Below are 26,463 nucleotides of genomic sequence, written 5' to 3'. Positions count from 1 at the left end.
TTTACTTCTCCAAAGCCTTAATACCTGGTAAAATCTTTCCTTCAAGATATTCAAGTGATGCACCGCCACCTGTTGAAACATGAGTGATCTTATCAGATAAATTAAATTTATTAACAGCTGCAACAGAATCTCCACCACCAACAATGGTCAAACCTGAGCAAGATGCTACCATTTCGGCAACCATTGCAGTTCCTTTTGAAAATGAATCAAATTCAAATACACCAAGAGGGCCATTCCAAATTATAGTATTAGCAGTTTTTATAACCTTTTCGATTTCTTTTAAAGTATTGCCTCCAACATCCATGCCAATCTTATTCTCAGGAATATCAAAGGAATCAATATACTCAGGAGTAGAATTTTTATTAAAATCGTCTGCTACAATGTGATCAAGCGGTAAAATTACTTTAACATCCAACTCTTTTGCTTTCTTTAAAAAAGAAGAAGCTACATCAATATATTCGCTCTCTAAAAGAGATTTGCCTATAGAATATCCTTTGGAATGTAAAAAAGTATAGGCCATTCCACCACCAATCACAACTACATTTGACTTTGATAAAAGTGATTCCAGTACTGCAATCTTTGAAGAAACCTTAGACCCACCAATAATCGAAATAAATGGCCTTTCGGGATTTTTTAATACTTCTCCAAGAAATTTGTCTTCTTTCTCCATTAAAAATCCACCAACAGATGGTAAATAATCAGAAACCCCTACCGTTGAAGCATGAGCTCTATGAGCTGCGCCAAAGGCATCATTTACAAAAACATCTCCATTCTCAGAAAGTTTTTTTGCAAAATTTTTATCGTTTTTCTCTTCTTCTGCATAAAACCTTACATTTTCAAGCAATACAACATCGCCATCTTTCATTTGTAAAGTATTATTTACAATTTCGCTTCCAATGCAATCAGAAAGCATCTTGACATCCTGGCCTAAAAGCTCTGACAATTTATTGGCAACAGGTTTAAGAGAATATTTAAGATTTTTTTTGCCCTCTGGTCTACCCAAATGACTTATAAGTACAATTCTAGCCCCTTTTTCTTTCAGGTATTCTATTGTGGGCAACGCAGCCTTAATTCTAGTATCATCGCTAATGTTCCCCTCTTTTAGGGGAACATTAAAATCACATCTTACTAAAGCTCGCTTACCTGCAAAGCTATTAAAGTCTTTTACTGTTTTTATTGACATTTTATTACCTTACAAATATTTCTACTTATTTCACCAATTTTTGAGCAAGATCAACCACTCTTGTAGAATATCCAAATTCATTGTCATACCATGACAACACCTTTGCAAACCCATTTTCAAGAACCATTGTCTCAAGACCATCAACAATAGAAGAGTGAGAATTTCCCTTTATATCTGAAGATACAATTGGATCTTCTGTATACCCTAAAATACCTTTAAGCTCAGGCGTTTCTGATGCCTTCTTGAGAGCAAGATTAATCTCTTCTTTGGTAACATCTTTTTTCTTGAGCTGAACCGTAAGATCAACAATTGAACCTGTTGGCACAGGCACCCTCATTGAAGTCCCATTCAACTTTCCCTTAAGTTCAGGCAAAACAAGTCCAACTGCTTTTGCAGCACCAGTTGAAGTTGGAATAATAGAAAGTGCAGCAGCCCTTGCTCGTCTAAGATCAGAATGGGGAAGATCCAAAATTCTTTGATCATTAGTATAAGCATGAACAGTTGTCATAAGTCCATGTTCAATTCCAAATGATTCATGAAGTACTTTTGCAAGAGGAGCCAAACAATTAGTTGTGCATGAAGCATTTGATACAGCCTTTAAATCAGAATTAATATCCTGATCATTTACACCAAGAACTATTGTTTTAATCTCGTCCTTAGCAGGAACTGTTAAAATAACTTTCTTAGCCCCAGCATGATTAACATGATCAAGATATCCCCCCCTATCACCAGTTGCTGATGAAAAAACACCTGTTGATTCAATTACAACATCGATTCCAAGCTTTGCCCAAGGAAGATTTTTTGGATCTCTCTCTGCAATAATTTTTATTTCTCTTCCATCCACAACAATAGCGCCATCTCTTGACTCAACTTTTTTATTATATACTCCAAAAGTCGAATCATACTTTAAAAGATGTGCAAGGGTTTTAGGATCTGTTAAATCATTTATTGCCACAACATCAATTCCTCTTTCAAAAGCAATCTTAAAAACATTTCTACCAATACGACCAAAACCATTAATAGCCAATTTCATACAAAATCCTCCAATTTTTTTTGATTTTATTCTTACTAGATTTATTAAATCATAAATTAATAACGAGTGTCAAACTATCTTTTTACAAGCACAGTGGCTCCCTCTTGAATATAATCCTTTAAAAAGGTAGAAGATTTTATAGTACCTCTGGAAATATAATCACTTGTATCCTCAATTAAAATCTCCCCCAAAATATCTGACCTTTTATAAACAATAAAATTAGAATCTCTAGTTTCACCATTTAAAGCACCTTCTTTAAGAATCAAAAAAATATCACCTTTTAAAACACCGTTTACTTGACCAAGATTAACAAGAGCATCGTCATTTTTAATTTGAAGGATCTTTCCCTTTTTGGGCAAATAATCATGAAAATCTTTAGAAAAGGAATTTAAAGCATTGCTTAAATAATTAACACCTCCCACATCATAAGAAAAAGAACCAACCTTAATTCCTGTTTTCCCCGAAAAAACATTAACTAAAAAAGTAGCTGTATTTTTCAAAATATCTGCCTTAAAATCAAAAATTAAAAATAAATCCAAATTATTATTTCTTGAATAAGAAAATCCTTCGGAAAAATTATTAATCAAATAGTCTCTATTTTTATTGTAATCAAAATTATAGTTAACTATTTCTATATTCAAATTACGCTCAAGCACCCTTTCAGCGTATCTTAATATTAAATCGTTTGCCCCAAAAAATTTATTTTCACTTTGAGTAAAAATAGCCATTCTATAAACCATTCTGTCATCGTAAAGTTTATTAAAATCAGCAATGCTTTTATATCCATATTTATAAAATAAAGACTTTCTAACATCAAAAGACACAACATCATAAAAATCCAAAATTCTAGAATCAGTAGAATTTCTCTGTTTAACTAAATAAAAAAGCTGCTCATAAGCCATAATATCTAAATTCATAAGCTTGTAAATTTTTGAAAGCAAAAACCTGGCGCTGTCATTATCAGGCCAGATATCAATAGCATTTTTTGCATTAAACAATGCTTTGTTTAAATCCAAAGATTTAAAAGCTTTAAATCCTTCATTTTCATAATGCTTAGAAATTTTAGCATTGGAATTGTTTTTCAAAAAATTTCTAAAATTCGACGCAAAAAAACTCTCCTCAAGAGCAATATTATAAAATTCTAAATCTTTTTTAAGATTTTTAGCTCGTTCTAAATTTAAAATAGCCTTTTCAATATCCCCAAATTTTAAGTAAGAATATCCCAATAAATAATAAAGTTCATCAGAGTCTTTATTAACCAAAATAGCTTTCTGCAATGATTCTATTGCATCCTCATATTTAAATTCATGAAGATAAACAAGCGCAAGTAATCGATATGCACCAACAACTCCAAAATCTTTATAAGAACTTTCAATTAAAGCTAAATAATTTAAAGCATACTTTTCGGCAAGCCCTAAATTATTAATGCTAATATAAAATTCAGCTACTCTTTTATGAAAATCTGGAAAAGATAAAAAATTTACTCTGACTTTATTTATCAAATGTCTAATCTTGTCATGCATTCCTAGTCTTTGATAAATATCAATAAGATGTTCAAACGCACTATAATTATTTTGACTATAATCAAGAATAGATAAATAATAATTAGCGGCAGCTATGAATAAGCCATTTTGTTCAAAAATCGAAGCAAGGCCAACTAAAGCATCAATATTATTTCTCTGTTTAACTAAAACCTCAGAATAGATTTTTTTTGCTTGATCAATTTTATTATTTTTTAATAATATATTTGCATAAAGAATTTTATACTCAATGTCTTCGTTAGACATTTTATAAGCTTTTTCTATAAAAAATTGTGCTTGAGTATATATCTTAAGAGAATAATAAATTGATGCAATAAATTTATAAGCTTCATAATAATTGGGATTAATTTTTATAGCCTCAACAAGCTCATCAATAGCATCATAATACCTTTTAGACAAATAATATTCATGAGCCTTTTGATAATGTCCTAATGCTGTGGTGTCACTGCCCAATAGAACACTAAAGTTAAAAAGGAATAACATTAAAAATCGATTAAAATTCATAAGCCTTCCTTCTCGGAAATCTTTATCACCTTAATATTTCTTTGATGCATGTTTTTAATCGAAAAAACTAAATTATTGTATTCAACCTTTTCATTTTTCAAAGGAATCCTCCCAAAAAGATCATAAACGAAACCGCCAAGAGTATCAAAGTCTCCATTTGGTAAATTTAAATTAAGCTTCTCATTTAAATCCTCTATCAAAATTCTCGCATCACAAAGATAAGATCCATCATCAAGACGAACTATTTCATCAAGCTCATTGTCAAATTCATCCTGAATGTCGCCCACTATCTCTTCTAGAATATCTTCAAGAGTTACAAGCCCTGAAACACCACCATACTCATCAACTACAATTGCAATATGAACGTGATTTTCTTGAAATTCTTTTAAAAGAGAGTCTGTTTTTTTGCTTTCAGGGACAAACATAACCTTTCGCATAATATCTTTTAAATCTATTTCATAGAAATCTTTTTTACACATATGCAATAGTACATCTCTTGTATGAATTATCCCAACAATATTGTCAATAGTAGCATGATAAACAGGAAATCTCGAATGACTGCTAGATGTCACAACCTTTAAAAGCTCGTCCTTACTCTTAGCATAATCAACAAATATAACCCCTATCCTAGGAACCATAATCTCTTTTACAATAGTCTCTTTAAGAGCATTAAAATTTTTTATCAAAGAAGTTTCAATATTCGACTTATCTTCAAGATCATTTTTTGGGCTTCCTTTTTTCTTCTTTTTGTTTTTAAAATTAAAAAATCCCAACATCTAAAATATCCTTTTATTTTTTCTTAAGACATTTTCTTGAAGAATCAACATACCTTCCTTTTGAAAATCATTAGTTTCATGATTATGTCCCATTAAATGTAAAATCCCATGAATAGTGACACGTTGAAGTTCTTCATAAATTTCAACATTAAACTCTTGAGCACTAAATTTTAAATATTCAAAAGATATTATAATATCTCCTTGTATTTTATAATTTATACCATCAACCAAATCTTCGTTAGGTTCATTATAATTAAAAGAAAGAACATCGGTTGGCTCGTTCTTGTTTCTAAATTTATTGTTCAATTTTTGTATATAAACATTATCACAAAGAATCACCGAAAGTTCAAAATCAACAATAGAAAGAGTATTTAAAACAGATAAAATAAAATCATGAAAAACACTAAGATGTTCAAATTTAATATTTTCTACCAATAAATTCAAATCAGATTTCGACAAATTAACTATACCCTAGAATAATCCATATATAACTTACAAAAACAAATTAATAGTTATAGCAATTAATTAATTAATTAATTAATTTATTTTATTTTGCAAACTAAAAACCAAAAAAATCCTTAATTATATTTTCAAAAGCATCTTCTTGTAAAAAGCCAACAGAAACCTTTGGTTTGCCATCAACAGGAATAAAAAGAATAGTTGGAAGACTTTTAATTCCAAACACAGAAGCAACATCTTGCTCTTTATCTGTATCTACTTTGTAAAAATCAATTCTATTCTCATACTTTTTTGAAAGTTTTTCAAAAATCGGAGAAAGCATTTTACATGGACCACACCAATCAGCATAAAAATCAATTATTGCAGGCCTCTTGCCTCTAAAACTCCACTCTTTATTATTCTTATAATCAAAAACTTTAGCAACAAAATCTTCTTTGGTTAAAGAAATAGCCATATATTATACATGCCCCCCTATCGACTAAAATTATATCACAAATACAATATTAATAATAAGGAATTATAAGAAATGAATCTAATGTTAATAACTTTTAATGAATTTAAAACAGGAATTTCACTAAATGACACCAGAGCAGAACATCTTGTTAAAATCTTAAAATTAAAAGATAACGACAAATTCAAATTTGGCATTCTTGGAGAAAAAAACATTTACCATTGCATTTACAAAAAAGATAAAAAACTATTTTTCAAGAAAATCTTTAAAATAGGAGAATCTAATAAACTCAAAAAATTAAATGTACTAATTGGAATGATAAGACCAATTGTTGCCAGAAGAATCATAAAAGAACTTGCTAGTATTGGAATATACGAAATAATTTTTTTTAACACCGAGCTTACTGAAAAATCATATTTAAATTCTAAAATATTTAAAAATAATGATTACGAAAAACATTTAATAGCCGGAGCAATGCAAGGGGGAGTGACATATTTGCCAAAAATAAAAATTATGAAAAATTTAAAGGAAAGCCTTAAATATATTAAACAAGAAAATTTTGAAATAAAAATATTGCTTGAAAAAGATAGTAAAAAAAAATTAATTGACATAGAGCAAGTAAACAATGCAACCATTATTGTGGGACCCGAGAGAGGGTTTACAGAAAAAGAGAAACAATTAATAACGCAATATAATTTTTCCTCTTGCAACATATCATCAAACATCCTAAGAACAGAAACAGCCATAATTGCTGCATCTATTATTACTGCATCAAAACTAATTAATGTGTGATTTTATGTTAGAAGTTTTTTTATTACTTTAAGTCAATCCATTTAAACACAATCAATTTATAACTGTTTGATTTATAAGCTTATCATATATATAAAGTTCAATAATAGAGCCTTTGTAGACCTCATAAGGCAATTTAATCAGACCTCCTTTTGACTTAAAAGAATAAATCAAAGAATTTTCACCATCCAAGCCTTTTAATCTAACAGATATATCAACATAAGATGGATGCTGTCTTAATTTATAAGTTAAAATTCCAAAAACAATTTTATTGTCAACCTTGGGCTTTGCAATAGTAATTAAAATTTTATCTGATTCATTTATTTTGGTTCCAGATGGAATAGACTGAAAAACAACATTTCCAAAATCGCCCGTATTTGCCAAATCAAGGTCAAAGCTAATGCCATCATTCAGAAGAGACGCAATCGCATCTTTATAATAAATTCCAATATAATTTTTAATATGTTTGTCTAAATGATCTTTACCCTTACTAATTAAAAATTGAAGATCTGTTAAACTTGATATTTGACTCCCCGGTGATGGATTCTGACGAATTATTATTCCTTTTGGCAATTCACTCTCAACCTCAAGAGGTTTAACAATGTGGTAAAGTAATTTAGAATTATCAAAAGAATTGGCCTTTAAATTGATAATAACATCATCAATGTTTTTGCCAATAAAGCTATCAACTCTGTTTATTATAGCTCCTTTGCTAATGAAAATTATAACCTTATTATTATGTCTTAAAACAGTTCCTGGTTTTGGACCCTGCTCTATCACTTTTCCTTTGTCAAGAGCACTTGAAGAAAATTTAAATTCAATATGCGGAATTAACTCTTTTCTCTGCAATTCAATAATAGCATCTTCAAGAGTAAGAGAATAAAGATTTGGAACAACTGCAATCTCTTTATTTTCCAAAACCATAAAAAAAATTGCAAAAGAAACAATTAAAGATCCAAAAATAACTAAAAGCAATGCCCTGGTTGTAGCTTTAGGCAAAATTAATACTTCATTATTGCAATTTTCGCCACTCTGAGGGGAATATATTTTATCTTTAAACAATTCCTCTCCATTGGAAAATTTATTTTCTAAATTGTCATTATTATTAAAACTAATATATCCCTCCTACTGAAGAAAACACTTGTCCTATTAGTTGCCTACTTCCATTATAAAAAGACTTAAAATCTAAAACTCTTCTTCCAGGCCTTTGAACTTCTAAGAGCAAAAGAATTCCTTTACCAGTATTAACAAATAATCCTCTTTCGGGATCAAAATCAACAATTTCTCCTACTTTTCTCTCTTTATATAAATCTATTTCCCAAAAATCAGCACGATGAAAAATAATGTCACTACAATCAAGCTTAGCTCTTACAAGTGGCCAAGGATTACATGCATTAATTCTGTTTTTAATCTCAAATGCACTTAAATTAAAGTCTATAAAGCCCAATTCTTTTTTTAAAAAAAAACAAAAGGTAGCTTCGCTCGATTTTTGAGGAATTCCTAAAAACCCATTACTAATTTTTTCCAAAGCTTCTAAAACAAGGCTTGGACTAAGGCTTGATACAAGCTTTGAAATATCATAACTTGTATCATAAGATCTTATTTTAAAATTTTTTTGCACTAAAATATTGCCACTATCCATTTCTAAAGCCATACTCTGAATAGTAATACCGCTAACACAATCACCATTTAAAATTGCAGATTGAATAGGAGAAACACCTCTATATTTAGGCAAAAGAGAAGGATGAACATTAATACATCCCATTGGGAAGATATCTAAAAATTCTTTTTTAAATATCTTGCCATAAGAAAAAACCAACATTAAATCCGGATTCAAATCTCTAATTGAATTTAATGTATTGTTATCAAGAATCAAGGGATCAAAAACCTTGATATCTTTAGCAATAGCCTCCACCTTTATTACATTTTGACTTAACTTTTGTCCTCTGCCTTTAGGTTTATCGGGCAGGGTTAAAACCCCCACCACTTCATAATGCCTTAAAATCTCCTTAAAAACTTCTAAAGCAATAGAAGAAGAGCTTACAAAAAATATTTTCATTTTGTATTAAGACCCCTTTCTTTCATATAAGGCTTTAACAATTTATTTTTGATCCTTTCTTCGTAATAATCAATAAAAAGAATTCCATTCAAATGGTCCATTTCATGTTGAATAATTCTTGCCAAAAAATCAGAATCTTCTATAGTAAAAGATTTTCCATTCTCATCATAAAAATTTACCACAATACCCTTAGGTCTCATTAAATCATAATAAACCCCTGGTATACTTAAACATCCTTCTTTATAAGAATTAAGCTCATAAGAAGTTTCTATTATTGAAGGATTAATAAAAACCAAAGGCTTTGCCATTCGATTCTCTCTAACTACAAAAAGTGACAAATCAAGGCCTACCTGAGGAGCAGCAAGTCCCACTCCACCACTAATATCCATCAATTCTATCATCTTTTTTGCATAATCCCTAATCTTATTATCAATATTATCAATTTGTTTTGTCTTAACACGAAGCAAATCATTAGGATAAAATACCATTTCCATAAAAATTCATCCCCCCTCAAACAAAAAAGACACTTATTTGATTTTTCCAAAAAGCTTCCATTCCTCATTTCCCAATAATGAAAAATAAATATTACCAATCCTAGACTTAGGAATAGCATAAAGCTTGTTTTCATCAATATCTTTAAAAACTAAAAATTCTTTAAGATCTGTATCAAAAAGAACAAGCTTTCTGTCTTTACCCTCAAGCTTTAATCGCCAATCACCTTTTAATGTTTTGTAAAAAAAGATCTTCTCATTAATAGTATTGATTTCATAATTTTTTTGCTTTTTTATAACACTTGTTGATTTGATAGTCCCCATAACATAGTTTAGAAAATCCTTATCGAATTGAACACCACTTAAAACAGTTCCCACATAAGCGGCTTTTATTTGCTCATTTTTAGAATCTACAAAAAAAATAGTTGGGCTTTTTTGTAAATTAATTTTATTAAAAATTTCATTATCCTTATCGATAACTAAAAAAACATTTTTTCTAGATACCGTGTGAATAATTTTATCATTTCTAAAAGAATTTAAAAAATCTTTTATTAGATTTTCTTTAATATCTCTACCAACCAAAATTAAAACATTTTTATCCAATTTTTGAGCTTTTTTAATTGCAATCTCATAAGAACTCTCAAAAATAATATCTTCCGGAAAAGAAAACAAGCCTGAAAATCCTTGATTTAAAATCATTAAAAATGCAATTACAAATCTCATATTCTACTTGTAAGCTTTGCTAAAAATTCCAACTCCCCTTCATCATTAAAATGTTCTTTTAAAGTTAAAAACACATATTCATGATAATTATTGATATAATTTAACTCGTCCTCCGAGAGCATTTCTTTTACTATCAATTCCTTTTCAAAAGGAATAAGAGTTAAATTTTCAAATTCTAAAAAAGTTCCAAAGTCATTTGTAAAAGCTTGCTTTACAAAAACTAAATTTTCAATCCTTATCCCATGACTAAATGTTCGATAAAGACCGGGCTCAATTGAAACCACCTCGGATCCTTTAAAAGGATAGTTAGAATTAGGACTAATCGAAACTGGAAGTTCATGAACATTAAGAAAAAAACCAACGCCATGCCCAGTGCCATGAATAAAATTCAATTCATTTTTTAAAAGCGGCAATCTACAAATTCCATCAAGAAAAGCCCCTGAAGATCCATATGGGAACTTTAAAGAAGCAAGACTAATAAAAGCCTTAAGAACCAAAGTATAGTCATGCTTTTCTTCACTAGAAGCATTCCCTATTAGAAAAACTCTTGTAACGTCTGTAGTCCCAAGTCCAAAATAAGAACCACCAGAATCAATCAAAAGAAGACCATTGGCATTGATTTTTTTGCCTCTTTTAGGCTTATAATGCGGAAGAGCTCCATTTTCTTTAAAACCAACTATTGAGTCAAAGCTAGAGCTAAAAAAGTCTTTATTTAATTTCCTGAAATGCAAAAGCATATCAGCAATGTCTATTTCGTCTAACTCAGCTAATTCTGCCTTACTCAGGCTTTTAAACTTATGTAAAAATTTAATCAAGCCAATAGCATCAATAACATGCGCTTCTTTCATCTTGAGAAGTTCATAATCAGTTTTTACTGCCTTAAGATCGCCTATAATACTCTCTCCCAAAATGACATTGTTCTCGCCAAGAAGCTTTAAAACCCTAACATTAGTATAAAATGAAACAAAAAATTTACCTTTATGTTTTATTCGATCCAAATAACAATAAAAATTGCTATAAGCCTCTATTTCAAAATTTTCAATTTCAAGTGCTTCTTTAACACTTAAATCAAGTTTTTTTGTATCAATAAAAAGAACGTTTTTTTGATCTTTATTTCTAGATATTAAAAGAAACGAATAAAACAATGCAGATTCTTTAACATCTGAACCTCTTAAATTCAATATCCAAGCAATCTCATCAAGAGCAGTAATAACATAAAAATCTGCCAAATTATTTTCTAAGGTCAAATAAATAGATTTGATTTTTTCAACTCTTTTATTATTTTTCTCAGTATCAATCAATTCAACTACATGGCTAAACTCAAGCTGGGGTCTAGATTCCCAAATTAAATCAATTAGATCCTGATTTAAAACCTCAATATGTGTATTTTTACATTTTCTAGACAACTCTTTATAAAACTTTATACTAATCTCATCAGAGTAAATTCCAAGCTTTGATTCTTGTAAATTTAAATTTATATACGTAAAAATATCAGGAGATCCTTTTACTCCAAGCTTTATTAATGTAACTTCAGCTCCCTTAAGTTCTTGATCGGCCTGTAAAAAATATCTACCATCCGTGAAAAGAACAGCTTTGGATAATGTTATAATTACTGTGCCAAAGCTGCCAGAAAAACCTGTAATAAACTTGCGAGCACCATACCTTTCATGAGAATATTCGCTAAAATGAGGATCATAACCTGTTACCAAATAAGCATCAACTCCATTTCTCCTCATATGATCTCTAAGTAAAGCTAATCTTTTATTAATATCCAAAAAAATCCCCTTTATATAACTATTAATACTAGTATACCAAATAATTATCAATTTAAAAAAAAATTATTTGATATATGATATAATTTAGCTTGAAATTAACTCCTAAAGGATAAAGTATGAAAAATATTAAGGCGGTTGCCTCTGATCTTGATGGCACTCTTTTACTATCAAAAAGCTATATTGGAGCCTTTACAGAACTTGTAATTAAAAAATTAACAAAAGAAAAAAAGAAATTCATAATAGCAACAGGAAGAAGCAAGAATGAAATCATTCAAATTACAAAAAAAATAGATCAACTGCAAGTTTCATTTTTCATTACATTAAACGGAGCAAAAGTTTACAACCAAGAATGGGAATTAATAAAAAGTCATAATTTATCTCCTAAAGTGGTAAAGAAAATTTTAAATTTAAGAGACAAAAAGTTTAGTCACATACCTCATTTTTTACATAAAGCAGATCAATATGACGACCAATTAAATATTGATATCAAAACTAAAATTGCAATTGACCAATGCCAAAAATTTAGAAAAAAATCTAATCTCTTAAGACATGAAATAGTCAGTCCAGTCAATAAAATTAAAGAAATTAAAGACTTTAATGAGCTTGAAAATTTTGAAAATGTTGCAAAAATAATATTAGCCGGCAAAGAAGAAAGTTTAATAGAATATGAAGCGATGATTTTAGATAAATACAAAGGAGAAATAAATACATACCTTTCTACTCCAAATTCACTAGAAATTGTAGATCATAAAGTCTCAAAGGGAAATGCATTAAAAGAAGTTCTAAAAACCATCAATATTGATTTAAGCGAAACCATAGCTTTTGGAGATGGATTTAATGATACTGATATGCTAGAAAATGTAAAAAAGGGATTACTAATGAGAAATTCAAATTATAGATTAAAAGCAATGCTACCTTACTTAGAAGTAATAGGGACAAATGATGAAGAAGCTGTTGCAAATTACATTAATGATAACGTTTTAGAAGAACCTATTCGAGAGGAATAAATGGAGAAAGATTTAATAAAATATGCAGAACTTATAATTTTAAAGGGAATTAATTTACAAAAAAATCAATGTGTTTTAATTCAAGGTTCAATCGAAAATTACAATTTTTTGAAAATATTAGCAAAAAAAGCTTATGAACATGGGGCTAAGTATGTCAAACTAAATATTAAAGACATTGATATTTTAAAATCAAGGTTAAAATTCTCACAAGAGAAAAGCTTAGAATTTGTTCCAAATTTCGAAAAGAGTTTTTTAGAAGAAATGGTTCAAGATAAATGGGCAAGAATAAACGTCGATGATACAGAAAATTTTGAAGACTTAAAAGAAAACATTGGTCAAAAAATGTCAATTTATCAAAAAGCATTAAATCTGGCAAGCAAAACCTTATCACAAGCAATAATGAGCAACGAAATAGCTTGGTGTGTTGTTTGTTCGCCAGGTCCAAAATGGGCTTCCAAGGTTTTAAATAAAAAAGAAGGAAATGAAACCTTAGAAGAATTTTTCAAAATACAAAAGGAAATATTGTTACTTGATAGAGAAAATCCAATAAAAGAATGGGAATCCCATGGAGAAAGACTTCATAAAAGATGTAAAATATTAAATGAACTTAACCTAGAAAAGGTAATTTTTAAAAACGAAAAAACAAACCTGGAAGTATATCTGCTTGAAACTTCCCTATGGACAGGTGGAAGCGAAAAAATCAAAGGAACAGAAATAGAATTTAATGCCAATATGCCAACAGAAGAAGTTTTTACAACTCCAAACTATAAAAAAACAAAAGGAATTGTTTATGCCACCCGCCCTGTCATGGTGCTTGGGACATTAATATCCGGAATATGGTTAAAATTCGAAAATGGAAAAGTTGTTGACTTTGGCTGTAGTGATGAGAAGCAAAAAGAAATATTAAAATCACACATTGAAACCGACATTCAAGCAAAATATATAGGAGAAGTAGCACTAGTTGACAGCAGTTCCCCTATTTATAAAAGCAATCTTATTTTTTACAGCACATTGTATGATGAGAATGCAAGTTGCCACATAGCACTAGGAGCTGCATATCCATCTTGTTTAAGTAACCAAGAAGATTTAAAAACTGACACAGATAAACTAAATTACGGATGCAATGTTTCATTAATACATACAGATTTAATGATTGGAAGCGATGACTTGGATGTCATTGGTGTAGATAAAAATGGAAAAGAATACGCAATAATAAGGGCTGGCAAATTTGCAATATAAAAGGGGGTTTAATAATGATAAGGGCATTGCTTACCAATGATCTTTTTTTATCTTGTCTTGTATCAGGAATTTCTGCTCAAGTAATTAAATATGGCATCCAAACTGTAAAAACAAGAAAGTTAAAACTAACTCCAGTGCATCTTTTAAAAAAAATTTTTCTAGAAACAGGAGGCATGCCAAGCAGTCATTCATCAACAGTCACTGCCCTTTCAACCTCAATTGCAATAACTGAAGGGATAGGTACAAATTTTATAATAGCTCTTGCCTTTGCTCTTATTACAATAAGAGATTCTTTCGGAGTAAGATATATGTCTGGGGTTCAGGCAGAATATTTGAATGCATTGTCAGAAAAATTAAAAAAAGAAATAAAAATTGACACAACAGAAATAAAAGTAGTCAAGGGACACAAAAAGAAAGAGGTTCTAACGGGCATAATAATAGGAATAGTCTCTGCATATATTGTGTGCTATTTATAGCACAGGGAAAAAATAAATGGTGCGCTTTTTAAGTCTTTTGTGTTTAATTGCAACAATGCCACTTATCAATTCATGCAATGTAGCTCAATTTGGAGATTATAAACCCCTATACTTCACAAATGAAGCAGACCTAAAAACTGCTAATGAATACATAAATTCATTAGGATACAAAACAATCTCAGAATACACAACTAAAATTGACATTTTAGACTTTCCCGAAAATAAAAAAATCACAATAAATGAAACAAACAAACTTAACAATCTTGACTTGAGAAAAAATATATTTTTAAAAAAACTTCCCAATCTTTTTAACATAGAAAATAAAAAACTTCTTTATGTTGAAAACAGGTTTAAAACTATAAATTTTAAAAACCTAAAAAAAGAGCTCAATATTAATGTCGACATGCATTCTGCTGACTACAAAACAAAAATTAATTTTTTTTCAAGCATAATATTTTTAATCATAATAATTTTATTAATTTTTTTAGATCCAGCAAACTCTATATTTACTTTAATTTTTCTATTAATCTCATCACTTACTTTTATAATAAGTAAAGAAATAATGTATTTTTATCCATTTACAGTTCTCTCTTATTTGTTATTTTCAATAATCAATAGTTTTAACAAAAATTACAATAAAATATATTTAAAAGAAATAAATTTTTTAACACTAATAACAAAAATAAAACACTTACTATTTTTCTTTACATTCGCAACTCTATATTTCATTACAATCACGGCCTTTTTTACTACAAATATTGATCCCACTTTTATTGCATTTGTTGCAATACCAGCCCTTTGCATTTTTTTAATTTTCAGCTGGATCAAAACAGAAAGCAATTTTAAAGATACATTCTTATTTCCAATCGAAATTAAAGAGAGAAGAAAAGAAGAAAAAAAAACTTTAAAATTTAAAATAGCAATACATCTGCTGCTATTTACACTCTCATTGATGCCATTCGCTTATTCAAGTTATATACTAAATTCTTATAAAAACATCAACTACCTTTACAGTAAAAAATTAAATTATTTCGATTATTTAAATCCTAACAATATTTATATAATGCTAGGATATAATAAAGACATGCCCAATATTGTAGGGTATCTATCCCATATTCTTTATCAAAACGAACTAAAATACAATATTACTGCTAAATATGGAAAAATTCCTAAAAATATAAAAGAAAATTACTTTGAAGTCAAAAACGACAAGATAGAAATTAATCCTAAAACCGTTTACGAAGTAGACAAATCATTTATTGATGAGGCTCTTAAAAAAGATCTTGCAAGTCTGTTTTTAAACAATAAAAACCCAATCCTAATATATAAAGAAAATAAGAATAATATCAATATAGATAAAAAAAATTACAAAATGCTCTTCTTATTCTCTTTGCCTTTCTTTGTATTACTATTCCTATTTAAAGCAATAAGATTTACAATTCTTTTAAACATAAATGAAAAAACCTATAAAAAATATATTCAAGGATAGATAGCTAATGCTAGACTTAGAAAAAGTAAAAACAATTTTTAAAAAATATAATAAATACGAGATAAACATTGACGAGATTCAAATACCTGAGTATGCCCTAATACCCCTTGAAACAGAAAATTCAAAATCTATAATATACATAATTGAAAAACAAAAAATAGAAGAAAATCAAATTTTATCTAAAAATTCAAACATAGAATTATACACATACTCTCCAATATCTGGAATAGTGGAAAAAATATACACAGCAAACTTTCCAGATGGTAAAAAATTAAAATCAGCATTAATCAAATTTCAAGGAAAAATAAAAACCGAAAAAACCCCAATTGAGGATGAAATAACAAGAGAAAAGACTCTAGCAAAATTAATTCAACTAGGAATTCCTTGGTTTAATGAAAATTCTTTATTTCAGTTCATAAACAAATGTAAAAAAATAGACAAAATGATTTTATTAACAAACGGAAAAGATGTGTTTACAAATATTTCAGAAGCACTGATGGCAGAAAAATTAGAAGATATTCTTTCAGGATTCCAAATAATCGACAAAATATTTAAATTCAAAGAAATCACAATAATATCAAATAAAGACAAGCTAAAAAAAGAATTCGAAAAATTAAGTATTTTCAAAAACAGAAAAATAAAAATTAAATCTTTAGAAAATGCATATCCTTGTACAAATCACGAAATGATAATGCACTTTTTATACAATAATAAAAATGCAAAAGATGACATAAACCCTCTCAACAATATTTTATTAGTAAATATTGAAGATCTATATAATACAAATCTTGTTATAAACAATAACAATCCTTATAAAGAAAAATTTGTAGCTATAAATGGAAATAAAAAAATAAAAAGTAGAATACTGAAAGTAAAAATTGGAACTTCTTTCAGCCAACTAATAAACGAAAAAATTGATACAAAAAAATATGAAATTTTTTTAAACAATCCGGCCAACAAAATAAAAATTGAAACATTAAACATACCAATAACAAGGGATATTTATAGCATCACCATATTAAAGAAAAAGTCAATATATGACAAAATTAGAGCATTGTTTATATCTAGCTTTTCACCATTACAAATGGAAGATATTATTTTCTCATACTTAAAGAATGAAAAAATAAATGATAATAGCAAATTAAAAATATTTAAATATACAGACAAAGAAGTAGAAGAAGAAATACATAAAGTTCAAAAAGAAATTAAAGGTAAAATTCTAAATGAAAGTCTAATAAATGAGGTAATATACACTGAAAACAATTTAAAAGATATATACTTTGCTATCATACTATCATTATTGCCTAGCTTAATGTTTTCTTTCCTAAATAATACAAAATTCATGATAGACACTTTACTGCTAATATTTATTAGTGTAGCAATCTATGTACCAATAATGCTAAAAATTAATTACAAATGTTTGTCTTTTTTTGTTTATAATGCCTTAATGATAAGCATTATATTGCCTTTAAATTTAGCAATTACACTAAAAATAGCCTCCTTATTGTTTACTTTTTTAGTATTCTTTTACTTTTGCAGGCTATCAGCATTTTTAGCAAATCCTATATTAATTTCTTTTATGTTTTTTGTATTAAATTTTCCAGTAAGTTTTAAGCAAACCTATCAAGAAGAGCTTAAAAACTCAACATCAATAATTCCAACCTGGAATGAAATAATTACCACAAATCCAAACATAAAAAATTTTAAAAGTTTGAATACCTTGACAAGATATGAAAATAAAAACATCGATGCAATTGAAAACTTTGTAAATAAAAACATTTTTTCCGTTTTTAATATAATTGTCACAAGATTTCATATTGAAAGTCTTTTAGGAGTTAATAATGAAAAAAAAATATCTCCAATTTTGCTTTATTTTGGACTCTTGTTGATAGTTGGCAAATATATAATTAACAAATTAATACCATTGTTATTTTATATAAGTTTAATGACAATCTCATACATAACACATAATATAGGAATGCTAAGCCACATCAGCTCAGATATGTTAACATTGCTTATTTCCCCAATACCAATGCTCTTAATATTTACAATGGCAACAGAAGTGCAAATAACACCTCACTTCAAATTTGAGCAAATACTTTACGGGTCACTATTGGCATTTATATACTTTTTAATATTAAGCTATATTCCTTTTGAAACTTTATCGGTCATAATATCTATCTTTATCTTACAAGCAAGCTCAAACTTAATAAAAAAATATAGTTTAACCTTTAAAATTAAAAAAATAATGTATTTTTTGAAAACAAATAAAGGAAAAGCACTCAAATCACTTCAAGAGGATAAAAAGGATATAATAAAATTATGACTAACAATTTGATTACATGGTTAATTATTAACAACTTAACTTTAATACACTTTGTTGGATTTGAGGACATAAAAATAAAAAATAATGCAATCTTAATAAAGAAATACATCATAATAACAATTACCTCTTTATTAATATATTCAATATCATTCTATCTCTATAAACTACTTGAAAAGAACAATTTATTGTTTTTAATGCCAATTTTTTATGTAATTTTAATTTACATGCTGATATTATTATTTAAGGTATTAAATGATATGTTTATTATTTACAATAAAAAGTCAAATTATTCAAACGATTTCATGCTTTCAAATAGCAGTTTAATTGCAATAACATTTTTTGCGCTTGATAAGAACAACGGATTTCTTGAAGGATTAGAAATACTTATTCTGTCTGTACTTGGCATACTAATAGCTTTAATATCAATAATATCAATTAAAAAAAACTTTGATAAAAAGCCTAAAATCAATATCTTGGAAAACGAGCCAATATATTTTTTTATAATGTTTATTTTATCTTTAATTCCAAATATAATTATCTTAATATACAATAAATAATAGCGAGAAATAAAAATGAAAGAAAAAATAAATATATTGTTTGAACAAGCCGAAGGCATTTGGAGGAAGCTTTGACAAAAAAGAAATTCAAGCTAAAATCGAAAAATACGAAAAAGAAATAAACCAGAAAAATTTTTGGAATGATCCTAAAAGAGCCCAAGAAGTTATAAAAGCTCAAAGTATCTTAAAAAATAAAATTGATCCGTGGGAAGATCTAATAAACAAAATCAAAGATTTAAGCGATCTTTGTGAAATTGTTGAAAATGAAAAAGATATTAACAGCTTAGAAATCGAATTTAATGTACTTGAAAAACAGTACAAAGATTTACTCACAATTTCTTACTTTAAAGAAGAGCTTGACATAAACAGCGCTTTTTTAACTATTCATTCTGGTGCTGGAGGCACTGAAGCATGTGACTGGGTTGCAATGCTTTACAGAATGTACTCAAGATATGCTGAGAGAAAAAAATATAAAACAGAACTGATTGATTTGCTTGAAGCAGAAGGTGGAATTAAATCTGTTACAATAGAAATCAAAGGTGAATATGCTTATGGACTTTTAAAAAGTGAAGTTGGAATACATCGCCTTATAAGAATTTCTCCGTTTGATGCTGCTAAAAAAAGACATACCTCTTTTGCATCAGTATTTGTTGACCCTGTTATTGATGAGAAAATAGAAATAATAATCAAACCAGAAGATATAAGAATTGATACATACAGAGCATCGGGAGCTGGGGGGCAACACGTCAACAAAACATCCTCTGCTGTAAGAATAACTCACATTGAAACAGGAATAGTAACTCAATCTCAAAGCGACCGAAGTCAGCACAAAAACAAAGATATGGCAATGAAAGTTTTAAAATCAAGACTTTACGAATACTATAAGAATAAAGAAGATGAAAAAAACAAATCAAAGCAAGAATTAAAAAAAGAAATTTCTTGGGGCAACCAAATAAGATCTTACGTATTTCAACCTTACAATTTAGTAAAAGATCACAGAACAAAATTTGAAAATTCAAACACCACTTCGGTTATGGACGGCAATATAGACAATTTCATAGAAGAGTATTTAAAATGGAAAAGTTTAAACTAACCCTAATAATACCGTTGCTAATATTTACAATATATAAAATACATTCTCAAAGTAATATTGAATACAACTTTTCCTATATCATTAATACAAAAAAAGAAAATATTGACCTTAAAAAAGGAATTGAAAAACAATTAAACAAAATCTACGATAAAATAACAGAGCATGTTGTAAGCAATGATGACAAGAATATTATTGAAGATATTTATATAAATCAAGATATAATAAAAACAGAACTTGAAATTAGCAAATTAAAAAAAGAAATGGATAAAAAAAAACTGCAAAACATAATAAACGCAAAAGAAAAGCATAACACCGAAACTAAAATCGATGAGCTTAAAAAAAATATTCAAAATATTAAAAGCAAAAAAAAAAGATTTGCAGAATATTTTACCAATTTAAAAAAATTAAAAGTAAAATATAAAAAAATCGAAGAACAAACAAACATCTCAAATTTAAATAAAGAATTTTTCATAAGAGAAGAATTATTTTTTATTAGCTATATTGACCTTAAAAAAATAGAAAATTATTATTTACTAGAAATTAGCAACATTACTCCCGAGAAAATTGAGACTGAAAAAGCAGTATTTAAAACATCCTCTTCTGTTAATGAAATTGCAGATAAAATAACAAAACACAGTTTCAAAGAGATATTAGGTAGAGAATTTTTAAAAATCAACATTAATGTCAAAAACAACTCGGATGCAAAAATCTATATAAATGAAAAATTTGTTTCAAAAGGAGTCTATTACAATAATATTTTTGACATTTCTAAAATCCCAAACAAAGAAATTGAAATACAAATCACAAGCACAAATTTCGAAAACTACTCTATTAAAAGAAAAGTAAAAAATGCAGATTCAATAATATTAAATATTGACTTAAAAAGAACAATCTCTAAAAAAGTAGAAATTAAAAGCAATGTGAAATCTAAAGTTTTTAAAAAAGGCATATTTATGGGAGAAACCCCAATTGAAATAGAAAAACCAGAAAATCAAGACATCATTTTACTTAAATCTGAAGGATATAAAGATAAATTCAAGTTAATAAATAAAGAAGAAGATCAAGTAGAAATAGAAATGATAAAAACTATCAAAAATAGACTTAGCAATAAAAGAGATAAATTTTATATTAATCTAGCTGTTTTTACATTAAGCACAATAGGAACCATTTTTGCAGGAACGTTACTTAACAATGCAGAAGCACTTTATAAAATAACTGGCAATCACTTTATCAACAAAATGTTAACAGCTGAAGATGTTTATATGGCAAAAGCAGAGCAAATGACTGCAACATTTCTATTTGGAGCAGGTATTACCTTAACTATTGGCAGCTTTATTTCATTAATAACTCATTTAGTAGAATATATTAAAGAAGCAAATCTAGGAGAATAGATTTAACAATTAGCAATAAAATAGGAGAACAAACATTTGGGAATTTTAGAAAAAATAAAAAATTTATTTAAAAGCAATCAACAAGAAAATATTATTGAAAATTTAGAAGACATTCTATTAGAATCAGACATTAATAATGAAATTGTAATAGATATAATAAACAAATTAACAAAAGAAAAAAATAAAAACGAAAAAACTATTATTGAAAAACTAAAAGAACTTTTAAGTAATTATATTAATATAAAAAAATTTACTCTAGAAAATAACAAATTAAACATTTTGTTAATAGTTGGCATAAATGGAATTGGAAAAACATCAAGCATAGCAAAACTTGCAAATAAATTAAAAAATGAAGGCAAAAATATATTAATATCCGCTGCTGATACATTCAGAGCAGCCGCAATTGAACAAATGAAAGTTTATGGTGAACAAATTGGAATCAGAATAATATCTCAAAACCAAGGAAGCGATCCATCAGCTGTTATATTCGACAGCATATCAAGCGCTAAGATTAAAAATTATGATGCATTAATTATTGACACAGCCGGAAGATTGCAAAATAAAGAAAATTTAATAAAAGAGCTGCAAAAAATAAACAATGTAATATTAAAGCAAATAAAAAACACTAATATCAATTATCAAAAAATACTTGTAATCGATTCTACTATTGGAAAAAATACAAATAGCCAAGCAGAAATTTTTAATAAAGCAATAGGAATAGACGGAATAATAATCACGAAACTTGATTCATCCTCAAGAGCAGGTGCAATAATAAATATTTCAAAAATTCTTGAAAAGCCCATATACTTTACTACATTTGGAGAAAAACTAGAAGACATTAAAGAATTTGATATCAATGAATATCTTAATAAATTGCTATGAAAAAAAAACAATTAATACTTCTTCTATTTATAACACAAATTATTTATGCAAAAAGCTATTTTGCATCTGACGCATTTTTCAATAAATACCAAAAATTAAGCGAAAAACCAAAAAAAGGGTTTTACATTGAGTATCATTTGATTGATGATACCGAAAAACTCTACTTATATAAAGAAACAAATTTAATAAAATACAAGACAATTCAAATAATAGAAAACACAAGAAAAATCACATATTATGATACAAAAGATATAAAAAGAAAAGAAGAAGTTTACGATAATTTAAATAACAAAATACAAGAAATTGAATATGGCAGCAAAGGAAAAATTCTTGAAACAGCAAATTACTTTTATGAAAACGGCAACTTAATATCCAAGAATTTAGAAACAATAAACCAAAAACCAAAATTAATATTTTACTCTAAAGACGAAAATGGTAAATTACTAAAAATAACAGGATCAAATTTTCAAATTTGGAACTATGGAATTAATGGCAATATAAAATCTACATATTTTGACATCAAAAAATCAACAACAAAGGCTATAAAATATGATGACAAAAAAAGAAATTTAAACAGTACAATAATTGTTAATAATAAAATAAAATCCAAAGAAAAAAACCAATATCTAGATGAACAAAAAATAGTAAATACCTTTGAAGAAGGAAACACAAAAATCATATCTACTTATCAAAGAAACAATCTAATTAAAGAAGAAACATATAAAAATAATGAACTTATAAAAATAAATGATTTTCAATACAACTCATCTGATATGATAATTGTTCAAAACACTAAAGAAAAGGATAAAGACCAATACACCAATACTAAAATTGAATACGAATATAACAAAGACAACCAATTAAAAAGCAAAAAAATTTATGAAAACGATATAATTTATCTAAAAACCGAATACCACAATGATAATGAATATGAAGAAGAAATATACTACAATAAAAAACCCGCTCTTAGAGTAAAGCACAAGAATGGAAAAATCATCGAAGAAAAACCAATAGGAACAAATTAAATGGGTATAAGAAATTTTTTGCTTAAAAGATTAATACTAGAAGAAAAAAATAGCTTAGCCCTCACAATTGTAATAATATTAAGCATTGCCTTAGGTGAAATAATAATTATCCTAACAATATCAATTATGAATGGTTTTCAAAACGATTTTTTCCTTAGCACTACAAATGTAGAAAGTGGAAATTTAAAAATAGAAAATGAACTTACTCAAGAAGAAATCAAAAAAATTAAAAAGATTGAGGGAATAAAACATATAAATAAAATATACGAAACTCAAGGCATTGGAATTCAAGATTATTATTATCCGACTATTTTGAATATCATTGCAGTTGATATTAAAGATCTCAAAAAAGACCAAAATTTTATTACATTTACAGGACTTGAAAAAGATGAACTAGATCTTAAAGACGATGAGATCATTATTGGGAATGTACTCTCCTACAATTTCAACTTATTTAAAAATGACACTTTAAGATTAATAATCACCGATGAAATAAAAAACTTTATATCATTAGAAAATGATATAAAAAATTTTAAAATAAAATCAATTTTCAAAAGTAACTATGCAAAAATAAATGAAACTTTAATTTTTATGAATATAGACTATTTTATTAAAAATAATCTTTTACATAATTCTAGCATTAATTACCAAGTAAAAACAAAAAATTTAAATCCAAGTAATAAATTAATTGAAAAGATCAAAGCTATTAATCCAAAAATTAAAGTAAAAACTTGGAATGAATACAATAAAGAATTCTATAAAGCATTGAAAATAGAACGAAATACAATGTTAATTATTTTGACAAGCATTTTCATTGTTATTGCTGTTAATGCATATTATCTACAAAAAAGAATAATAATAAACAAAAATAAAGCTATTTTAATACTATTATCCATGGGGCTTAGAATAAAAAAAATAAAACAAATTTTTTTTATTCACTCAATAATAATCTGCACTATAGGGGGGCTTCTTGGGTTGATACTGGGAATTTCAATTTCCTTAAATATAAATGAAATTTTAAAAATAATTGATAATCTAATAAACAGTTCAATAAATTTTTTAAATCAAATATTGGCTTTAGAAATAGATGGAATTAAAATACAAATAGTAAAAGATACAATTACTCCTAAATTATTTTTAAGCGATTTAGTGTTTACTTTCTGCTTTGCATGCTTTTCTACAATATATTCAAGCATTAAAGCAACAAAAAAAATTGGAAGTCAGAAAAATATTGAAACTATAAATGGGTCGTAATATGGAAAATATATTGATTATAAAAAATCTTTGCAAAGCATATAAAAAAAATAAAACAAAAATTCAAGTAATAGAAAATCTAAACCTAACTGTAACAAAAGGCGAATTTATTTCAATTCAAGGAAAAAGTGGATGCGGGAAATCAACTCTTTTTAATATGATTTCAGGAATTGATAAAATAGATTCTGGGGAAATAATATCTTGTGGAATAGTTTTGAAAAATGCAAATGAAAAAACATTAAGCTTGTATAAAAACAGACAAATAGGTTTAGTATTCCAAAATTATAATTTAATAAATGAGTTCAATGTAATTGAAAATATAATTTTACCCAAAATCATCTTAGGCCAGGAAACAAAGGAAAAAATAAATAAAAAAGCTCTAGATCTAATGAAAATACTAAAAATAGAAAACAGAGCAAAACATTACCCTTCAGAGCTCTCCGGAGGCGAATCACAAAGAGTTGCTATTGCTAGAGCGTTAATCAATGAACCTGATATAATCTTATGTGATGAACCTACGGGAAATTTAGACTTAAGTACAGCTAAAACTGTAGAAAATCTACTTATCAATACAGCAAAAAATTTTAAAAAAACCTTAATACTAGTTAGTCATAACCCTCAATTTGCTAACAAAGCAGATTCAAAATATGAATTCAAAGATAGGACATTAAAAAAACTATGATGCTTCTAAAGCTAATAGAAATTACAAAAATTGCGTATATAATTTTTAAAAATTCAACAAATAAAATAGCTTTAATAGGTTCTGGAATATCATTAAGTTTAGTAATGATCCCACTAATTATTGTCTACTATATGTCTAGCAATATTATGACTTCTACTATTAATAAATATATTGAAAGTGAAGGTTTTTCTATCCAAATAGAATACAACAACACAAATAAAAACAATTACTTAAAAGACAGATTAAGCTCATTTAAAAAAAAATATAATTATAAAGATTTAAATTACTTTTTTGAGAAAAGAACTTACGGAATTATTGGAAATAATAAAAAACAAGGCGTATTAATAAGAGCAATAGAAAATGAATTCATATTGAAAAACAAATCAATAAAATTAATACAAGGTACTAAAAATTTAAAAAAGGATTCTATACTCATTTCAAATCAAATAAAAAATAAACTTAATTTAAATCTCAATGAAAAAATTGATATTTTGATTCCAAATACAAAAAACAATAAAATAATACCCAGAATAAAAAAGTTTAATATCTCAGGAATAATTGAAACCGGACTAAAAGATATTGACAATAACTTAGTTTTAATTTCTTTTGAAAACGAAAATTTAATGTCAAAAAAGTTTTCAAAAAGCATAATTGGAATTAAAACAAATTTCAATTCAATAAAAAACAATGAAATCTTGAAACAGAATTTAGAAACTGAATTTCAAGAATTCCAAATAAAAACATTTTATGAACTTTACTTAAATAAATACAATAATCTTGACATAAGTAAAAAACTTTTAATATTCATTATGGCTTTGATTATAATATTTGCAAGCATTAATATATCTTCGTCTCTTTCAATGCTTATTTTTGAAAATAAAAAGAAAATTGCAATACTAAAATCAATTGGAATGAATAATTTCAACATAAAAATAATATTTCTTTTGATATCACTCACATTAAGCACAACCTTTTGTGGGATTGGAATAATAATTGGGAACTATTTAACACTTAAAATGTCTTATTTAATAAACTTTGTTGATAATGTTTTAAACTTTTTTTTAAAAACATTTGGAGAAGAAAATTCTGAAATATTAAACTCAGAATATTACGTATCTGAATTTCAAATAAACTTAAGCCTGGGCTTTAGCTTAACACTTCTTGGCTTATATATGTTAATAAACATTTTAACTACACTGATTCCGCTCAACATTGTTTCAAATCTAAAAGAAAAAGAAATCTTAAGATAGCTTAAAGC

General features: G+C 27.1%; 25 protein-coding genes. 14 read left to right on the top strand and 11 right to left on the bottom strand.

Annotated elements, in window-relative coordinates:
* Window position 1: 1 nt before the first annotated feature.
* From BLA33_RS04000 to trxA, 6 genes are all read right to left on the bottom strand, one after another.
* On the bottom strand, window positions 2–1,183 hold the full coding sequence (locus BLA33_RS04000; RefSeq protein WP_075226540.1) for a phosphoglycerate kinase: 1,182 nt from the start codon (window positions 1,181–1,183) through the stop codon (window positions 2–4).
* Between the two features lie 25 nt (window positions 1,184–1,208).
* Window positions 1,209–2,216: a type I glyceraldehyde-3-phosphate dehydrogenase gene (gene gap / locus BLA33_RS03995; RefSeq protein WP_029346734.1), complete on the bottom strand. Its 1,008-nt coding sequence runs from the start codon at window positions 2,214–2,216 to the stop codon at window positions 1,209–1,211.
* Window positions 2,217–2,290: 74 nt separating this feature from the next.
* On the bottom strand, window positions 2,291–4,261 hold the full coding sequence (locus BLA33_RS03990; RefSeq protein ID WP_029346733.1) for a tetratricopeptide repeat protein: 1,971 nt from the start codon (window positions 4,259–4,261) through the stop codon (window positions 2,291–2,293).
* Entirely contained in the window at window positions 4,258–5,037 is a 780-nt protein-coding gene (locus tag BLA33_RS03985; RefSeq protein WP_075226538.1) for a hemolysin family protein, read from the bottom strand. Before BLA33_RS03985 ends, BLA33_RS03990 begins: the two co-directional genes overlap by 4 nt.
* On the bottom strand, window positions 5,038–5,496 hold the full coding sequence (ybeY, locus tag BLA33_RS03980; protein ID WP_029346732.1) for an rRNA maturation RNase YbeY: 459 nt from the start codon (window positions 5,494–5,496) through the stop codon (window positions 5,038–5,040).
* A 100-nt stretch (window positions 5,497–5,596) separates the two neighbouring features.
* Window positions 5,597–5,950 (bottom strand): thioredoxin, encoded by a 354-nt coding sequence (trxA, locus tag BLA33_RS03975; RefSeq protein ID WP_029346731.1) that lies wholly within the window; start codon window positions 5,948–5,950, stop codon window positions 5,597–5,599.
* Window positions 5,951–6,022: 72 nt separating this feature from the next.
* On the opposite strand from trxA, the gene BLA33_RS03970 reads away from it, so the two are divergent.
* Entirely contained in the window at window positions 6,023–6,739 is a 717-nt protein-coding gene (locus tag BLA33_RS03970) for a 16S rRNA (uracil(1498)-N(3))-methyltransferase (RefSeq protein WP_032985450.1), read from the top strand.
* A 51-nt stretch (window positions 6,740–6,790) separates the two neighbouring features.
* Here the strand turns inward: BLA33_RS03970 and BLA33_RS03965 are convergent, their stop codons facing one another.
* The 5 genes from BLA33_RS03965 to BLA33_RS03945 all read right to left on the bottom strand — a co-directional run bounded on the left by BLA33_RS03965 (window position 6,791) and on the right by BLA33_RS03945 (window position 11,784).
* Window positions 6,791–7,783 (bottom strand): PASTA domain-containing protein, encoded by a 993-nt coding sequence (locus BLA33_RS03965; protein ID WP_373369948.1) that lies wholly within the window; start codon window positions 7,781–7,783, stop codon window positions 6,791–6,793.
* Between the two features lie 64 nt (window positions 7,784–7,847).
* The gene (gene fmt / locus BLA33_RS03960) at window positions 7,848–8,795 is read right to left on the bottom strand and encodes a methionyl-tRNA formyltransferase (RefSeq protein WP_029346730.1); all 948 of its coding nucleotides are present in this window, start codon (window positions 8,793–8,795) and stop codon (window positions 7,848–7,850) included.
* On the bottom strand, window positions 8,792–9,289 hold the full coding sequence (def, locus tag BLA33_RS03955; protein ID WP_029346729.1) for a peptide deformylase: 498 nt from the start codon (window positions 9,287–9,289) through the stop codon (window positions 8,792–8,794). Before def ends, fmt begins: the two co-directional genes overlap by 4 nt.
* Window positions 9,290–9,322: 33 nt before the next feature.
* Window positions 9,323–10,009: a hypothetical protein gene (locus tag BLA33_RS03950; RefSeq protein ID WP_029346728.1), complete on the bottom strand. Its 687-nt coding sequence runs from the start codon at window positions 10,007–10,009 to the stop codon at window positions 9,323–9,325.
* Complete coding sequence (locus BLA33_RS03945) at window positions 10,006–11,784, bottom strand: aminopeptidase P family protein (protein WP_029346727.1); 1,779 nt, start codon at window positions 11,782–11,784, stop codon at window positions 10,006–10,008. The genes BLA33_RS03950 and BLA33_RS03945 overlap by 4 nt, the downstream gene beginning before the upstream one ends.
* A 116-nt stretch (window positions 11,785–11,900) precedes the next feature.
* On the opposite strand from BLA33_RS03945, the gene BLA33_RS03940 reads away from it, so the two are divergent.
* The 13 genes from BLA33_RS03940 (at window position 11,901) to BLA33_RS03880 (ending at window position 26,455) form a co-directional block, all read left to right on the top strand.
* Window positions 11,901–12,791, top strand: coding sequence for an HAD family hydrolase (locus BLA33_RS03940; protein WP_032985458.1), 891 nt, complete (start codon window positions 11,901–11,903; stop codon window positions 12,789–12,791).
* Window positions 12,792–14,030 carry an aminopeptidase gene (locus BLA33_RS03935; RefSeq protein ID WP_029346726.1) on the top strand — a complete coding sequence of 413 codons (1,239 nt, stop codon included), beginning with the start codon at window positions 12,792–12,794 and terminating at the stop codon, window positions 14,028–14,030. It abuts the gene before it with no gap.
* A 14-nt stretch (window positions 14,031–14,044) separates the two neighbouring features.
* The gene (locus BLA33_RS03930; protein ID WP_004792100.1) at window positions 14,045–14,506 is read left to right on the top strand and encodes a divergent PAP2 family protein; all 462 of its coding nucleotides are present in this window, start codon (window positions 14,045–14,047) and stop codon (window positions 14,504–14,506) included.
* Between the two features lie 16 nt (window positions 14,507–14,522).
* On the top strand, window positions 14,523–15,995 hold the full coding sequence (locus BLA33_RS03925; protein WP_075226536.1) for a hypothetical protein: 1,473 nt from the start codon (window positions 14,523–14,525) through the stop codon (window positions 15,993–15,995).
* Between the two features lie 7 nt (window positions 15,996–16,002).
* A complete protein-coding gene (locus BLA33_RS03920; RefSeq protein ID WP_075226534.1) occupies window positions 16,003–18,321 on the top strand; it encodes an RnfABCDGE type electron transport complex subunit D in 2,319 nt (772 codons plus the stop codon).
* Window positions 18,318–18,878: a hypothetical protein gene (locus tag BLA33_RS03915; RefSeq protein ID WP_075226532.1), complete on the top strand. Its 561-nt coding sequence runs from the start codon at window positions 18,318–18,320 to the stop codon at window positions 18,876–18,878. Before BLA33_RS03920 ends, BLA33_RS03915 begins: the two co-directional genes overlap by 4 nt.
* 15 nt (window positions 18,879–18,893) lie before the next feature.
* A protein-coding gene (gene prfB, locus BLA33_RS03910; protein ID WP_123771671.1) for a peptide chain release factor 2 occupies window positions 18,894–19,971 on the top strand; the annotation gives its coding sequence in 2 pieces (ribosomal slippage) (window positions 18,894–18,950 and window positions 18,952–19,971; 1,077 coding nt in all).
* Window positions 19,953–21,362, top strand: a complete 1,410-nt coding sequence (locus BLA33_RS03905; RefSeq protein ID WP_075226528.1) for a hypothetical protein — start codon at window positions 19,953–19,955, stop codon at window positions 21,360–21,362. Before prfB ends, BLA33_RS03905 begins: the two co-directional genes overlap by 19 nt.
* Window positions 21,363–21,398: 36 nt before the next feature.
* Complete coding sequence (ftsY, locus tag BLA33_RS03900; RefSeq protein WP_029346724.1) at window positions 21,399–22,244, top strand: signal recognition particle-docking protein FtsY; 846 nt, start codon at window positions 21,399–21,401, stop codon at window positions 22,242–22,244.
* Window positions 22,241–23,269: a hypothetical protein gene (locus BLA33_RS03895; RefSeq protein WP_029346723.1), complete on the top strand. Its 1,029-nt coding sequence runs from the start codon at window positions 22,241–22,243 to the stop codon at window positions 23,267–23,269. Before ftsY ends, BLA33_RS03895 begins: the two co-directional genes overlap by 4 nt.
* Window positions 23,270–24,523 carry an ABC transporter permease gene (locus tag BLA33_RS03890; RefSeq protein ID WP_075226526.1) on the top strand — a complete coding sequence of 418 codons (1,254 nt, stop codon included), beginning with the start codon at window positions 23,270–23,272 and terminating at the stop codon, window positions 24,521–24,523.
* Between the two features lies 1 nt (window position 24,524).
* A complete protein-coding gene (locus BLA33_RS03885; RefSeq protein WP_029346722.1) occupies window positions 24,525–25,205 on the top strand; it encodes an ABC transporter ATP-binding protein in 681 nt (226 codons plus the stop codon).
* Complete coding sequence (locus BLA33_RS03880) at window positions 25,202–26,455, top strand: ABC transporter permease (protein ID WP_029346721.1); 1,254 nt, start codon at window positions 25,202–25,204, stop codon at window positions 26,453–26,455. The genes BLA33_RS03885 and BLA33_RS03880 overlap by 4 nt, the downstream gene beginning before the upstream one ends.
* The last annotated feature ends 8 nt before the right edge of the window (window positions 26,456–26,463 follow it).

Source organism: Borreliella garinii (genome assembly GCF_001922545.1).
Taxonomy (GTDB): domain Bacteria; phylum Spirochaetota; class Spirochaetia; order Borreliales; family Borreliaceae; genus Borreliella; species Borreliella garinii.
This window is presented reverse-complemented; position numbering and strand designations above follow the sequence as displayed.

Coding starts and splice junctions, on each gene's coding strand:
- BLA33_RS04000 (WP_075226540.1), bottom strand. CDS start 1,183: ATGTCAATAAAAACAGTAAAAGACTTTAATAGCTTTGCAGGTAAGCGA.
- gap (WP_029346734.1), bottom strand. CDS start 2,216: ATGAAATTGGCTATTAATGGTTTTGGTCGTATTGGTAGAAATGTTTTT.
- BLA33_RS03990 (WP_029346733.1), bottom strand. CDS start 4,261: ATGAATTTTAATCGATTTTTAATGTTATTCCTTTTTAACTTTAGTGTT.
- BLA33_RS03985 (WP_075226538.1), bottom strand. CDS start 5,037: ATGTTGGGATTTTTTAATTTTAAAAACAAAAAGAAGAAAAAAGGAAGC.
- trxA (WP_029346731.1), bottom strand. CDS start 5,950: ATGGCTATTTCTTTAACCAAAGAAGATTTTGTTGCTAAAGTTTTTGAT.
- BLA33_RS03970 (WP_032985450.1), top strand. CDS start 6,023: ATGAATCTAATGTTAATAACTTTTAATGAATTTAAAACAGGAATTTCA.
- fmt (WP_029346730.1), bottom strand. CDS start 8,795: ATGAAAATATTTTTTGTAAGCTCTTCTTCTATTGCTTTAGAAGTTTTT.
- def (WP_029346729.1), bottom strand. CDS start 9,289: ATGGAAATGGTATTTTATCCTAATGATTTGCTTCGTGTTAAGACAAAA.
- BLA33_RS03950 (WP_029346728.1), bottom strand. CDS start 10,009: ATGAGATTTGTAATTGCATTTTTAATGATTTTAAATCAAGGATTTTCA.
- BLA33_RS03940 (WP_032985458.1), top strand. CDS start 11,901: ATGAAAAATATTAAGGCGGTTGCCTCTGATCTTGATGGCACTCTTTTA.
- BLA33_RS03935 (WP_029346726.1), top strand. CDS start 12,792: ATGGAGAAAGATTTAATAAAATATGCAGAACTTATAATTTTAAAGGGA.
- BLA33_RS03930 (WP_004792100.1), top strand. CDS start 14,045: ATGATAAGGGCATTGCTTACCAATGATCTTTTTTTATCTTGTCTTGTA.
- BLA33_RS03925 (WP_075226536.1), top strand. CDS start 14,523: ATGGTGCGCTTTTTAAGTCTTTTGTGTTTAATTGCAACAATGCCACTT.
- BLA33_RS03920 (WP_075226534.1), top strand. CDS start 16,003: ATGCTAGACTTAGAAAAAGTAAAAACAATTTTTAAAAAATATAATAAA.
- BLA33_RS03915 (WP_075226532.1), top strand. CDS start 18,318: ATGACTAACAATTTGATTACATGGTTAATTATTAACAACTTAACTTTA.
- BLA33_RS03905 (WP_075226528.1), top strand. CDS start 19,953: ATGGAAAAGTTTAAACTAACCCTAATAATACCGTTGCTAATATTTACA.
- BLA33_RS03895 (WP_029346723.1), top strand. CDS start 22,241: ATGAAAAAAAAACAATTAATACTTCTTCTATTTATAACACAAATTATT.
- BLA33_RS03890 (WP_075226526.1), top strand. CDS start 23,270: ATGGGTATAAGAAATTTTTTGCTTAAAAGATTAATACTAGAAGAAAAA.
- BLA33_RS03885 (WP_029346722.1), top strand. CDS start 24,525: ATGGAAAATATATTGATTATAAAAAATCTTTGCAAAGCATATAAAAAA.
- BLA33_RS03880 (WP_029346721.1), top strand. CDS start 25,202: ATGATGCTTCTAAAGCTAATAGAAATTACAAAAATTGCGTATATAATT.